General features: G+C 62.9%; 11 protein-coding genes. 8 read left to right on the top strand and 3 right to left on the bottom strand.

The annotated features are described in order from the left end of the window. Positions 1-1,215: 1,215 nt before the first annotated feature. Both H8711_RS11355 and H8711_RS11350 read right to left on the bottom strand, forming a co-directional pair. Positions 1,216-1,524 (bottom strand): MGMT family protein, encoded by a 309-nt coding sequence (locus tag H8711_RS11355; RefSeq protein ID WP_249283565.1) that lies wholly within the window; start codon positions 1,522-1,524, stop codon positions 1,216-1,218. Continuing rightward, positions 1,521-2,027, bottom strand: coding sequence for a flavin reductase family protein (locus H8711_RS11350; protein ID WP_249283564.1), 507 nt, complete (start codon positions 2,025-2,027; stop codon positions 1,521-1,523). Before H8711_RS11350 ends, H8711_RS11355 begins: the two co-directional genes overlap by 4 nt. A gap of 196 nt (positions 2,028-2,223) precedes the next feature. On the opposite strand from H8711_RS11350, the gene H8711_RS11345 reads away from it, so the two are divergent. From H8711_RS11345 to argF, 8 genes are all read left to right on the top strand, one after another. Then, a complete protein-coding gene (locus tag H8711_RS11345) occupies positions 2,224-2,934 on the top strand; it encodes a beta/alpha barrel domain-containing protein (protein WP_249283563.1) in 711 nt (236 codons plus the stop codon). Positions 2,935-3,125: 191 nt separating this feature from the next. Next, positions 3,126-4,349, top strand: a complete 1,224-nt coding sequence (locus H8711_RS11340) for an argininosuccinate synthase (RefSeq protein WP_249283562.1) — start codon at positions 3,126-3,128, stop codon at positions 4,347-4,349. Positions 4,350-4,420: 71 nt separating this feature from the next. After that, a complete protein-coding gene (argH, locus tag H8711_RS11335; RefSeq protein WP_249283561.1) occupies positions 4,421-5,797 on the top strand; it encodes an argininosuccinate lyase in 1,377 nt (458 codons plus the stop codon). Positions 5,798-5,837: 40 nt separating this feature from the next. Continuing rightward, the gene (argC, locus tag H8711_RS11330; protein WP_249283560.1) at positions 5,838-6,872 is read left to right on the top strand and encodes an N-acetyl-gamma-glutamyl-phosphate reductase; all 1,035 of its coding nucleotides are present in this window, start codon (positions 5,838-5,840) and stop codon (positions 6,870-6,872) included. A gap of 135 nt (positions 6,873-7,007) precedes the next feature. Continuing rightward, positions 7,008-8,231 (top strand): bifunctional glutamate N-acetyltransferase/amino-acid acetyltransferase ArgJ, encoded by a 1,224-nt coding sequence (gene argJ, locus H8711_RS11325; protein WP_249283559.1) that lies wholly within the window; start codon positions 7,008-7,010, stop codon positions 8,229-8,231. A gap of 40 nt (positions 8,232-8,271) precedes the next feature. Next, positions 8,272-9,129, top strand: a complete 858-nt coding sequence (gene argB, locus H8711_RS11320; RefSeq protein WP_249283558.1) for an acetylglutamate kinase — start codon at positions 8,272-8,274, stop codon at positions 9,127-9,129. 364 nt (positions 9,130-9,493) lie between these two features. Then, the gene (locus H8711_RS11315) at positions 9,494-10,684 is read left to right on the top strand and encodes an aspartate aminotransferase family protein (RefSeq protein ID WP_249283557.1); all 1,191 of its coding nucleotides are present in this window, start codon (positions 9,494-9,496) and stop codon (positions 10,682-10,684) included. Further along, positions 10,681-11,586 (top strand): ornithine carbamoyltransferase, encoded by a 906-nt coding sequence (gene argF, locus H8711_RS11310; protein WP_249283556.1) that lies wholly within the window; start codon positions 10,681-10,683, stop codon positions 11,584-11,586. The genes H8711_RS11315 and argF overlap by 4 nt, the downstream gene beginning before the upstream one ends. 53 nt (positions 11,587-11,639) lie before the next feature. On the opposite strand, the gene H8711_RS11305 is transcribed toward argF, so the two are convergent. Then, on the bottom strand, positions 11,640-13,064 hold the full coding sequence (locus H8711_RS11305; protein ID WP_249283555.1) for a PepSY1/2 domain-containing protein: 1,425 nt from the start codon (positions 13,062-13,064) through the stop codon (positions 11,640-11,642). Positions 13,065-13,095: the final 31 nt, after the last annotated feature.

Raw genomic sequence — 13,095 nt, 5'->3', positions numbered from 1 at the left:
GAAAGGTCCAGAGTACGCACGCAGGCCAGCCTGACATACATCGATTTTTTCGCCGCAACTTGGAGTTGCCGACTTTACTTCGATACAAAAATCGAGTATAATCAGAAAGCAAGGTGCGGCAAATGCCGTTGTATGCGGAGACCTCATCTCCCATGCAGGACTCAGAGGTTGCCCCCTCTGGGTCTGCCTTGCGATTTCTCTTTATGTCACTTACTATTATAGGTTGAATTTAGGGAAAAATCAAGGGGTTTTGTAGAATGTGGGCGGAGAAATTTCCGCCCAGGGATGCCCCTGGGGGCGATGCCGGGGAAAACACTTACTAAGGCGTGGGCGCGGTGGCCGAAGCTGTGGGGCTGGGTGCGAACCCGCCTGTTTTTTTATTTTATGTTTATTTTTAAATGTCCTTTTTTAAATAAAAGCGATTCATTTGGCGGCGGGGTTTCGGCCCCGCACGACGACTGCCTTTTGATGCACGTCAAAAGGCAGGAAAAACGTGTCAAAGGGGACACCCCTTTGAAAACCCCGTTGTGCGCCCGGAGATAAAATCAGCGCTGGTGAAAGCGAAGTGCGGCAAGCCCCCTCGGCAATGGTTCTGAAGTCGCTTCGCGAAAAAAGGCAAGGGGACGCTTCGCTCCCACGAACCATTGCCCCTTGCGGGGTGCCCTCGGGCGACATCAGTAAGGCGCGCAGGCAGCGCACCGCTTGATTTTTGGCTCCGGGTCGGGTCAGCAACGCCGACAGGAAAGCCGGGGATGACACTTACTAGGCCATGGGGCGCGGTGGCCGAAGCCGGAAAAACCCAAGTAAGAACACCGCATTTACGCCCTCGGAGGGGCGGAGGATCTAGGGCAAGCGGGGGACGGCAGAGAGGATGCGGGCATTACCCGAGGGGATCCCGCCGTAAGGTGGGACAGGCGCCTGATTGGAGCGAGTGCGCTCCTTGGAATTTGCACGAAGCGACTGGAAGGCGCCTGCCGAGGGCACTTGTGAGAACCGGCAAAGACAGCGCAGGCCGTCTACTCCGCCCCAAAAGGGGGGATGCCAAAGGGGGGAACGCCCTTTGGCGCGCTTTTGCATCCTTTTGGCGCGTACCAAAAGGATGGCGTCGCGCGGGGGCGCAACCCCGCCCAGGGATGCCCCTGGGGGCAATGCCGAGACAGGCGCATGGCAATGCGCAAGGCGCGGTGGCCGTAGCTGCAAGGCTACAAGCAAAACCTACCGTCCCGGCCAACCGTATTGCGCCAAATCCACCAGGCCGTCGTCGTCGAACTCCACGCCTTCGGCCTCCAAGAGGCGGCGCTGTTCCCCCTCGCCGCCAAAGGCGAAGGCGGGCGCGAGCCGCCCCTCGCGGTTCACCACCCGGTGGCAGGGGATCACCCCGGGCATGGGGTTGACGTGCAGCGCCCAGCCCACGGCGCGCGCCGCGCGGGGGTTGCCCGCCAGCAGGGCGATCTGGCCGTAGGTCGATACCCTGCCGCGAGGAATCTGCTGCACCGCCTCGTAAATCCGCTCATAAAACGTCATACTTTCTGTAAAACCTCCAAAATCTCGCCGATGAACAGCTTGTGGAAATCCCCATTGGGGTAGCAGGCCGGGATGATGTCGCGGTCGAGGAACCCTTCGGCGGTCATCTGCGCCTCGAACGACTTTTTGCACAACACCACCAGCTCGGCCTCCTCAAAATATGGGACGCCGTGCTTGTGCGCCACAGTGAACCCGCAGCGGGCGATCTTGTCCTCGTCGCGGCCGGATATCCTGCCGCAGTAGGCCACCTGTTCGGCGTACCCCTTGCCCATAAAGCACAGGCTGTAGCCCTCGGCGGCCTCGAGAATCGGCAGGGTGAAGCGCTGGGGCCGCACAAAGATGGTGGTGACGCAGCGGTTCCACAGGTAGCCCATCTCGCCCCAGTTGACGGTCATGGTATTGCAGCGGCCGCCGCTCTCGGCGGTGAGCAGGGGCATCCCCAGCTTGATTTGGTCGAATACATTTTCCTTCAGCGCGGTGGCTGGAATGGTTGTAAAGCCCATGGTAATAACCTCCTATGATATCGATATCAATTCTAGTTTATACCAATTTATGCGCCCGCGCAATCGCGAAATACACAGGGCCGTAGGCTGTTCACATAAAGTTTACGGATGCCCGCCGGACAAAGCTATTTTCCGCCCTGGCGGATTTTGTTATAATAAAAGGTATCGATCGTTAAAAAGAAAAGGAGGTCAAGCCATGGCGGCAGATTTTATCCCCGAATTTCAGGGCAACCTGCGCAAACACTGCCTGCGGGTTCCCGAATGCATCCGCCGGTGCAGCGGCATCAAGATTTTTGGCAAGCGCATCAAATCCATTGTGTTCACCACCGACGTCTCGATCATCCGCAACGTCAACGCCGACGCGGTCATCGCAGTGTATCCCTTTACCCCGCAGCCCATCATCACCCAGGCCATCATGCTCGCGGCCGATATCCCGGTGTTTTGCGGCGTGGGCGGCGGCATCACCCAGGGCAAGCGGGTGGTCAACATCGCCCATCACGCCGAGCACCAGGGCGCCATGGGGGTGGTGGTCAACGCACCCACCTCCAACGAAACCCTTGCGGCGGTCGCCGAGGAAATCGACATCCCCGTCATCGTCACCGTCGTCAGCGAGCAGGAGGATATCGCCGCGCGCCTGCGAGCGGGCGCTTCCATCTTCAATGTATCGGCCTCGGCCAAAACACCCATGCTGGTGCGCCGCATCCGTGAGGAGTTCCCCGAGGTCGCCATCATCGCCACCGGCGGCCCCACCGATGAGAGCATCCTGGCAACCATCGAGGCGGGCGCCAACGCCATCACCTGGACCCCGCCCACAAACGGCGAGCAGACCCGCATCATCATGAACAAATACCGCGCCTATTGGGCCGAGCATCCCCCTGTGAACGGGCCCGACCAAGTACCAGATTGATTGCATATTCCTGGCTGAATATGCATTATTATGCAATTTGACCCAAAAAATCGGCGGCCGACGAATGAATATTTATACGTATAAGGCTTGATTTTTTGCGGATATCCTGTATAATGAAGGACATAGCCCCTCCACCGTTACACCGGGGCGCGCGCCATGCGCAGTATAGAACGAAAGGGTTGCAAAGCAGTATGAAAAAATACAATAAAGTCGTGCTCGCCTACTCCGGCGGCCTGGATACCTCCATCATCATCCCCTGGCTCAAAGAGAACTACGGCTGCGAGGTCATCGCCGTGGCCGCCGACGTGGGCCAGGGCAAGGAGCTCTCGGGCCTCGAAGAGAAGGCCATCAAAACCGGCGCCTCCAAGCTGTACATCGAGGACCTCAAGGACGTGTTCGCGGATGAATTCATCGTGCCCACCCTGAAGGCCAACGCTGTTTACGAGGGCAAGTACCTGCTGGGCACCTCGTTTGCGCGGCCGATCATCGCCAAGCGCCTGGTGGAGATCGCCAAGGCCGAGGGCGCGGACGCGATTGCGCACGGCTGCACCGGCAAGGGCAACGACCAGGTCCGCTTTGAGCTGGCCATCAAGGCGTTCGCCCCCAACATGGATATCATCGCCCCCTGGCGCACCTGGGAGATCAAGAGCCGCGAGGAGGAGATCGCCTATGCCGAGGCGCGCAATATCCCCCTGAACATCACCAAGGAGACCAACTACTCCAAGGATAAAAACCTGTGGCACCTCTCGCACGAGGGCCTCGACCTCGAGGACCCCGCCAACGAGCCGGATTACAACAAGGAGGGCTTTTTGGAGCTGGGCGTCTCGCCCGAGCAGGCCCCCGACAAGCCCACCTATGTGACCATCTCGTTTGAGAAGGGCGCGCCGGTGGCGCTCAACGGCGAGAAGATGAAGACCGCCGACATGATCTTTAAGCTCAACGAAATCGGCGGTGCGAACGGCGTGGGCATCATCGACATGGTGGAAAACCGGCTGGTGGGCATGAAGTGCCGCGGCGTGTACGAGACCCCCGGCGGCACCATCCTGTATGCCGCCCACAAAAAACTCGAGGAGATCTGCCTCGACCGCGACACCATGCACTACAAGGAGCAGGTCGCCGTCAAGTTTGCCGAGCTCGTCTACTACGGCCAGTGGTTCACCCCGCTGCGCGAGGCGCTGTCCGCGTTTGTCGATTCCACCCAGCAGACGGTGACCGGCGAGGTCAAGCTCAAGCTCTACAAGGGCAATATCATCGACGCGGGCGTCACCAGCCCTTACTCGCTCTATTCCGAGGAGATCGCCACCTTCGGCGAGGATCACTGCTACAATCAGGCGGATTCCGAGGGCTTCATCAACCTGTTCGGCCTGCCCATCAAGGTGAAAGCCATGATGGAGGAAAAGACCGGCCTGAAATAACAACGAGACCTCACGGGGCGGGCGTGGTTCCCGCCCCGTTTTTGACTTTTCAGATCACGAGGAGGAACGAAATGGCACTTTGGGCAGGAAGGTTCAAAAAAGCCGAGGACGAGCGGGTCAACGACTTCAACTCGTCGATCCGCTTTGATTTCCGCATGTACCGGTACGACATCCAGGGCAGCATCGCCCACGCCACCATGCTGGCGCGCCAGGGGATCATCGAGCAGGGCGAGTGCGACCGGATCATCGAAGGCCTGAACGGCATTTTACACGATATCGAGAGCGGCGCGCTGGAGCTCGACCCGGCGGCCGAGGATGTGCACATGTTTGTGGAGGCGGAGCTCACCCGCCGCATCGGGGACGCAGGCAAGCGCCTGCACACCGCGCGCAGCCGCAACGACCAGGTCGCGCTTGATATCCGCATGTACCTGCGGGACGAGTGCGACGCGGTGATCGGGTTGCTTCGCCAGCTTGCAGGGGTGTTGTGCGATCAGGCCGAGGGGCACCTTGAGACGGTGATGCCCGGCTACACCCATTTGCAGCGCGCCCAGCCGATCACTTTTGCGCACCACCTGATGGCCTACGGCCAGATGCTGCTGCGCGACACCGGCCGCATCCGCGACGCAAAGGCGCGCATGAACGTCCTGCCGCTGGGCAGCGGCGCGCTGGCCGGCACCACCTACCCGCTCGACCGCCCGCTGGTGGCCGGGCTGCTCGGGTTCGACGGGATCAGCGCCAACAGCCTGGACGGGGTGTCCGACCGCGACTTCTGCGTGGAGTTTGCGTCCGCCCTGTCGCTGGTGATGGTGCACCTCTCCCGCTTTTCCGAGGAAATTGTGATGTGGTGCTCGTGGGAGTTCAAATTTATCGAGCTGGACGACGCGTTCGCCACCGGCTCGTCGATCATGCCGCAGAAGAAAAACCCCGATATCACCGAGCTGGTGCGCGGCAAGAGCGGGCGGGTGTTCGGCGACCTGATGGGCCTGCTCACCATGCTCAAGGGCCTGCCGCTCGCCTACAACAAGGATATGCAGGAGGACAAGGAGGCCATCTTCGACGCGGTGGACACCGTGAAGCTGTGCATCTCCACCATGATCCCGATGATTGAGACTATGAAGGTGCGCCCCGAGCGGATGCGCGCGGCCGCAGCTGAGGGATTCATCAACGCCACCGACTGCGCGGATTACCTGGTGAAGCAGGGGATGCCGTTCCGCGACGCGTACAAGATCACCGGCGGCCTGGTGGCTTACTGCATCGACAACCATAAGACGCTCGAGACCCTCACCCTGGACGAGTACCGCGCGGCCAGCCCGGTGTTCGGCCCGGATGTATACGACGCGATCAACCTGGAGACCTGCGTGAAAGGGCGCAAGGTGCCCGGCGGCCCGGCCCCCGAGGCGGTGGCCGCGTGCATCGCGCAGACAAGAGCGGCGCTCGCGTCCCTGTGACGCGGCGCCCAATACGATAGACGAAATGAAGGAACAATCTATGATAAAAGTTGGAATCATCGGCGCCACCGGCTACGCGGGCGTCGAGCTGGTGCGGCTGCTGCTGGGCCACCCGCAGGCGCAGATCGCCGCCGTGGGTTCGGTGAGCTTTGAGGGCAAGCCGATCAGCGAGGTCTACCCCAATCTGGCCGGCCTGTTCGACGAGGTTCTGGTGAAGGACGACGAGGTGCTCGCGCGCAGCGACGTGGTGTTCGCGTCCCTGCCCCACGGCCTCTCGGAGGAGTACGCGGCGCGCTGCGCCGAAACGGGGAAAATCTTCATCGACCTGGGCGCGGATTTCCGCCTGTGGGCCGAGGAGGACTACCAGGAATGGTACGGGCTGGATTACCACCGGCCCGAGCTGCACCGCGCGGCGGTGTACGCGCTGCCCGAGCTCTACCGCGAGCGGATCAGGGGCGAACGGATCATCGGCAACCCCGGCTGCTACCCCACCTCGATCGGGCTGGGGCTGTACCCGGCGCTCAAAAATGGGCTCATCGACCCGAACAGCATCATCATCGATAGCAAGTCGGGCGTGACCGGCGCGGGCCGGGGGCTTTCGCAGACCACCCATTACCCCGACTGCAACGAGGCGTTCTCGCCCTACAAGGTGGCGAGCCACCGCCACACCCCCGAGATCGAACAGACCCTGTCGGACATCGCGGGCGGGCCGGTGAAGGTCACGTTTGTGCCGCACCTGCTGCCGGTCAACCGGGGCATCGTCTCCACCATCTATGCGTCGCTGGCACAGCCGGTGGACCTCGGCGAGATCCACGCGCTGTACGAGCGGGCCTACGCGGGCGAGCGGTTTGTGCGCGTCTGCCCCGAGGGCGCGGTGGCAAACCTCAAAAATGTGCGCATGAGCAACTACTGCGATATTTCGCTGCACCTGGATGAACGCACTGGCCGGCTGATCGTGATATCCGCCATCGACAACATGGTCAAGGGTGCGGCGGGCCAGGCGATACAAAATATGAACCTGGTGTGCGGCCTGCCCGAGGAGACCGGCCTCACCATGGCGCCCCCAGCGTTTTAACCGGGCATGCGTCCGGTGGCAATGCCGGGCAAAACGCCCTTACAATGTCAGGCGCCCTGCCCGCAGCCGCTGATCCGTGCGCGATTGGCGAGATTGGGGGCCTTGAAGCAAAATAATGGTCAGGAGAGTGACAAAATGAACCTACAGGAAATCGGCGGCGGCGTGTGCGCGCCCAAGGGCTTCATAGCCGGCGGCGTCCACTGCGGCATCCGCAAGAATAAAGAAAAGCGCGACCTGGCGCTCATCCTCAGCGACCGGCCCTGCGCGGCGGCCTGCACCTACACCACCAACAAGGTGAAGGGCGCGCCCATCGCCGTGACCCGGGCCCATGTGGCGGATGGATACGCCCGCGCGATCCTCTGCAACAGCGGCAACGCCAACACCTGCAACGCAGACGGGGTGGAGATCGCCACCCGCGCCTGCCAACTGGCGGCCCAGGCGCTGGGGATCGACGAAAACGACATCGTGGTCGCGTCCACCGGCGTGATCGGGCAGCCGCTCTCCATCGAGCCGTTCGAGACCGGCATCCCCGCGCTGGCCGGGGCCCTCTCGCCCGACGGCAGCCCGGCCGCGTGCGAGGGCATCATGACCACCGACACCTGCAAAAAGGAATTTTCCTACAGCTTCACGGTGGGCGGCGTCCCGTGCCATATCGGCGCGATTGCCAAGGGCAGCGGCATGATCCATCCCAATATGGCCACCATGCTCGCGTTTGTCACCACCGACGCCGCGATCACCCCGGAGCTGCTGCAAAAGGCGGTTTCCAGCGTGGTGGCGGACACCTTCAATATGGTCAGTGTAGATGGGGATACCTCTACCAACGATATGCTCACCTGCCTGGCGAACGGCGCGGCGGAAAACCCCGTAATAAATAACGACGAGAGCGTTGCTTACGAGGAATTCTGCTCCGCGCTGTACCACATCTGCGAGGCGCTTTCCAAATCGATCGCGGCGGACGGCGAGGGCGCGACCCGCCTGCTCGAAGTCCGTGTGGCGGGCGCGCCGGATAAGGCGACCGCCAAGGCGGTGGCCAAATCGGTGGCCTGTTCCAGCCTGCTCAAGGCCGCGATGTTCGGCGCGGACGCCAACTGGGGGCGGGTGCTGTGCGCCATCGGCTACACCCCGGGCGACTTCGACGCGGACCATGTGGACGTGCGCTTCTCCTCCGCCAAGGGGGAGATCGAGGTCTGCAGGCAGTCGGCGGGCGTGGCGTTCAGCGAGGAGCTGGCCAAGGAGGTGCTCAGCCAGGACGTAATCGGCATCGACATCGACCTGAACGCGGGCAGTGCCAAGGCCACCGCATGGGGCTGCGACCTCACCTACGACTATGTCAAGATCAACGGCGATTACCGCACCTGACCGGGCGCGATACCGAATACCGCGAGAGGGAAGAGCAAGCATGAAGATATCCAATACCGACAAGGCGCAGGTGCTCATCCAGGCCCTGCCTTACATACAGAAATATTATGATAAAATTGTGGTGATTAAGTACGGCGGCAACGCCATGGTCGATGAGGACCTCAAGCAGGCGGTGATGAGCGACCTGGTGCTGCTCAGCCTGGTGGGCATCAAGGTGGTGCTGGTGCACGGCGGCGGGCCGGATATCAGCGAGATGCTCGCCCGCGTGGGCAAGGAGAGCCGCTTCATCGGCGGCCTGCGCTATACCGATAAGGAAACCGCCGAGATTGTGCAGATGGTGCTGGCCGGCAAGGTCAACAAAAACCTGGTGGCGCACATCGAGCAGAGCAAGGGGCGCGCGGTCGGCCTGTGCGGCATCGACGGCGGCATGATTAAAGTGAAGAAGCTGGAGGGCGAGGTCGATCTCGGCTATGTGGGCGAGATCACCTCCGTGGACGCCACCGCCATCCGCGACGCGCTGGCCGACGGGTACATCCCCGTGATCGCCACCGTGGGCACCGACGAAAACGGCGAGGTGTACAACATCAACGCCGACACCGCCGCCTCCCGCATCGCCAGCGAGCTGGGTGCGGAAAACGTCATCCTCATGACCGATATCCGCGGCCTCTTGAAGGACAAGGACGACGAGTCCACCTTTATCCCGCACGTCAACGTGAGCGATGTGCCCTACCTCAAGCGCCAGGGCATCATCTCCGGCGGCATGATCCCCAAAATCGACTGCTGCGTGGAAGCGGTGCGGCGCGGGGTGAAAAAGGCCGTCATCATCGACGGACGCATCCCCCATTCCATCCTCATCGAGATTTTGTCCGACGAGGGCGTGGGCACCATGTTCGCCTAGCCGACAGCGTCGGCCGGCGATGCCGGGGATCATGCACAGCGGGGCGCGGGGCGCACTGCCCGAAGCCACAGCACGCGGTGCGAACCTCAGCGGGGAAGCTCCCGCAGGCGATGCTGGGAATAACGCACGGTAGGGCGCGGGGCGCACTGCCCGAAGCCACAGCACGCGGCGCGAACCTCAGCGGGGAAGCCCCCGCAGGCGATGCTGGGAATAACGCACGGTAGGGCGCGGGGCGCACTGCCCGAAGCCACAGCACGCGGCGCGAACCTCAGCGGGGAAGCCCCCGCAGGCGATGCTGGGAATAACGCACGGTAAGGCGCGGGGCGCACGGCTCAAGCCATACTTACAGAAAGCGGGTTTTACCATGAATTTTACAGAATTGCAGCGGATGGACGGCGACTACATCGCCCACACCTACGCCCGCTTTCCGGTGGGCGTGGCCGAGGGTGAGGGCGCGGTCTGCCGCGACACCGAGGGGCGCGAATACATCGACTTCACCTCGGGCATCGGGGTGAACAGCCTGGGCTTCTGCCACCCCGCGTGGGTGCAGGCGGTGCAGCGGCAGGCGGCCACCCTCTGCCACATCAGCAACCTCTACTACACCGCGCCCGACGCGCTGCTGGCCAAGGCGCTGTGCGAGCGCACCGGGTGCAGCCGGGTGTTCTTCGCAAACTCCGGCGCCGAGGCCAACGAGGGCATCATCAAGGCGGCGCGCAAATACGGCAGCGACCATTACGGCCCGGAGCGCTGCGAGATCATCACCTTGGAGAACTCCTTCCACGGCCGCACCATCGCCACCCTGGCGGCGACCGGCCAGGAGGTGTTCCACAAAAACTTCGGCCCGTTTCCGGCGGGGTTTGTGCACACGCCGGCGGGCGATATCGACGCGCTGCGCCAGAAGGTGAGCGAGCGCACCTGCGGCATCCTCATCGAGATGGTGCAGGGCGAGGGCGGGGTCATCCCGCTTGACCGGGCGTTCACCGACGCGATCGCGGAGATCTGTGCAAAAAACGACATCCTGCTGATGGTGGACGAGGTGCAGACCGGTATGGGCCGCACCGGCACCCTGCTCGCCTGCGAGCAGTACGGCCTGAGGCCCGACCTGGTGTCGCTCGCCAAGGGGCTGGGCGGCGGCCTGCCCATCGGGGCGGCGCTGCTGTTTGAAAAATGTAAGGACGTGTTCGGCCCGGGCGACCACGGCACCACCTTCGGCGGCAACCCGATCGTCTGTGCGGGCGCGAACGCCGTCATGGAATGCCTGACCGGCGAGCTGCTGGCGGAGGTGCGCCGCAAGAGCGCGCGCATCTTTGAGGCGGTGGCGAAGATGCCCCGCGTCAAAAGCGTGGCCGGCCTGGGGCTGATGATCGGCGTGGAGTTCGACGGCATCGCCGGGCGAGATGTGGTGAACCGCTGTCTCGAAGAGGGGGTCATCTTCCTCACCGCCAAGCACAAGCTGCGCATGCTGCCCCCGCTGGTCATCACCGACGAACAGATCGACCGGGGGCTCGCCATACTCAACCGGATTTTAACAAATTGGGAGGATGAAACCAAATGAAACACCTGCTGAAAATGATGGACCTGAGCGGTGAGGAGATCATCGAGCTGCTCAACCTGGCCGACCAGCTCAAATATGAACAGAAGCACGGCATCAAGCACCACCACCTGGCGGGCAAGACGCTGGGCATGATCTTCCAGAAGTCGTCCACCCGCACCCGCGTTTCGTTTGAAACCGGTATGTATCAGTTGGGCGGCTCGGCGCTCTTCCTCAGCTCGCGCGACCTGCAAATCGGGCGGGGCGAGCCGGTGGAGGACACCGCGCGGGTGCTCTCGCGCTACCTCGACGGTATCATGATCCGCACCTTTGCCCAGCAGGAGGTGGTGGACCTCGCCACCTACGGCAGCATCCCCATCATCAACGGGCTCACCGATTACGCCCACCCCTGCCAGGTGCTCGCCGACCTGATGACGGTGCGCGAGTACAAGGGCAAGCTCGAGGGCCTCAAGATGTGTTACATCGGGGACGGCAACAACATGGCCAACTCCCTGATCGTGGGCGGGATCAAGACCGGTATGAGGGTGGCGGCCGCCACCCCGCAGATCCACCGCCCGGCGGAGGACGTGGTGGCGTTTGCGCAGCAGAGTGGCGACTTCCTGCTCACCGAGGATGTGATGGAGGCTGCGGCCGGCGCGGACGTGATCTTCACCGACGTGTGGGCCTCGATGGGCCAGGAGCAGGAGGCCGAGGAGCGCCGCCGCATCTTCGGCGGGGTCTACCAGGTCAACGACAAGCTGCTGGGCGTGGCCAACGCCGACGCGATGGTGCAGCACTGCCTGCCTGCGCACCGCGGCGAGGAGATCACCGCCGAGGTGTTCGAGGCGCACGCGAACGAGATCTTCGACGAGGCCGAAAACCGCCTGCACGCGCAGAAGGCGGTCATGGTCAAGCTGATGGGCTGACCGGTTTCATATCAAAAAACAACAGCCGCTCCCACTGGGGGCGGCTGTTTTCATCATTGCACGAACCTTCCGGTTTCGTCCTCGGTAAGCAGCAGAATCTGTTCCTCCACGCCGGTGTCGGCGTTGATATAGAGGAGCACCCGCTGCCCGTTTTCGGCCAGGGCCGAAAATTCGTAGCAGTATACCTCATACTGACCCGCCGTGGGGATGATGGCGAGGCGGCTGGATTCCACCTGGAGCTGCTTGCCCACCACCTCGCGCGCCTGCGCCAGCGGCAGCCCGGGGCTGCGGATGGTGCGGTTGTAGTGGTTGGAGAGGTAGCCGCGCGCATCAAAGCCGAGGATTTCCCCGGTGTCGAGCGCGACCGTCACCTTCACCAGGTCGGGGTAGAGCAGCACATCCCCCTGTGTGGGCGCGAAGTTGACGACGCATTGTCCGTCGGCCAGCCGGTACCAGGTGGGGACGAGGGCGGCCAGGTCGCGCCCGGCCAGATAGCGCTGCGCCGCGAGGATCGCCCGCTGCGCGGGGGAATCCTTCCCATCGGCGGCGGTTTCGCCGGCTGTGGGGGGGAGCTGGTCGGCGGGCGGGTCGGCGCGCGATTTCATCATCGTGCTGACATAGCCCCCCGCCTTGGTGACATACACCCAGACGTTGTCGCCGGAGAAGGTGTAGCTCGGCATGATGGAAGCCTCGTCCGAGCCGCCCTGTAACGCGCTGGGCTCCACCCCGGCCGCCTCGGCGGCGCGGGAGCGCGCCTCCTCAAAGCTGATTTGCGCCACATTGCGCAGCATCAGCGGCTCTTTTTTCAAAATATGGTCGGAAAACGGCCCGTCATATTCCAGCTCGGGGTAGTCGGAGAACGATTCCTCCAGCCCCTGGAAGGCCCCAACCGCACCCTCGGGCGGGGCGGCTGCGCCGTCCTGGCTGCCAAGCTCTTCGATCTCGCGCTGGAGCTGCTCCATGGTGATGCCGCGCGCGATGATCTCCTGCTCCATCTGATAGACCTGGTCGGCCAAGCCTCGCCCATATTCGCAAAGCGCGGCGAACTGCTCCCGCTCCTCGTCGCTCAGCTCCGAGCCGCTCACCGATTTGCGGGAGAGCGCCATCGCATAGTCGCCCACCTGCGTGAGAAACCGGTTGGTGTTGTCCAGGTGCAGATCGCCCAGCGGCAGGCTGGTGAGGGCCACCTTGGCCGCCGAAGCATCCCGCCAGAGCTGGGCGGAAAGGGTCGAAATCTGCACCGGCGTGGCTGCATAGACGCCCTTTTGCAGTGTCTGCGAGATGCCGGACAGGTTGCTGGCGAGCCCGGTGAGCGACTGGGCGTAGTTCTCCTCCAGCCGCAGGCGGTAGCGCGCAGCGGCGCGCCCCTCCAACGCGAACCCCACCCCAAGCACCAGAATCAGCGCGCACAGGAAGCTGACCAGACGCACGAATCCCCGCTTTGTAAAATTGAGCTGTACGGCTTTTTCCTGTTCCACAGTCGGATTCCTCCAATCATAGAAAAATCTA

This window comes from Ligaoa zhengdingensis (assembly GCF_014384885.1).
Lineage (GTDB): Bacteria > Bacillota > Clostridia > Oscillospirales > Ruminococcaceae > Ligaoa > Ligaoa zhengdingensis.
The sequence above is the reverse complement of the archived record's forward strand: the minus strand, read 5'-3'. Positions and strand labels throughout refer to the sequence as shown.

Coding starts and splice junctions, on each gene's coding strand:
- H8711_RS11355 (WP_249283565.1), bottom strand. CDS start 1,524: ATGACGTTTTATGAGCGGATTTACGAGGCGGTGCAGCAGATTCCTCGC.
- H8711_RS11350 (WP_249283564.1), bottom strand. CDS start 2,027: ATGGGCTTTACAACCATTCCAGCCACCGCGCTGAAGGAAAATGTATTC.
- H8711_RS11345 (WP_249283563.1), top strand. CDS start 2,224: ATGGCGGCAGATTTTATCCCCGAATTTCAGGGCAACCTGCGCAAACAC.
- H8711_RS11340 (WP_249283562.1), top strand. CDS start 3,126: ATGAAAAAATACAATAAAGTCGTGCTCGCCTACTCCGGCGGCCTGGAT.
- argH (WP_249283561.1), top strand. CDS start 4,421: ATGGCACTTTGGGCAGGAAGGTTCAAAAAAGCCGAGGACGAGCGGGTC.
- argC (WP_249283560.1), top strand. CDS start 5,838: ATGATAAAAGTTGGAATCATCGGCGCCACCGGCTACGCGGGCGTCGAG.
- argJ (WP_249283559.1), top strand. CDS start 7,008: ATGAACCTACAGGAAATCGGCGGCGGCGTGTGCGCGCCCAAGGGCTTC.
- argB (WP_249283558.1), top strand. CDS start 8,272: ATGAAGATATCCAATACCGACAAGGCGCAGGTGCTCATCCAGGCCCTG.
- H8711_RS11315 (WP_249283557.1), top strand. CDS start 9,494: ATGAATTTTACAGAATTGCAGCGGATGGACGGCGACTACATCGCCCAC.
- argF (WP_249283556.1), top strand. CDS start 10,681: ATGAAACACCTGCTGAAAATGATGGACCTGAGCGGTGAGGAGATCATC.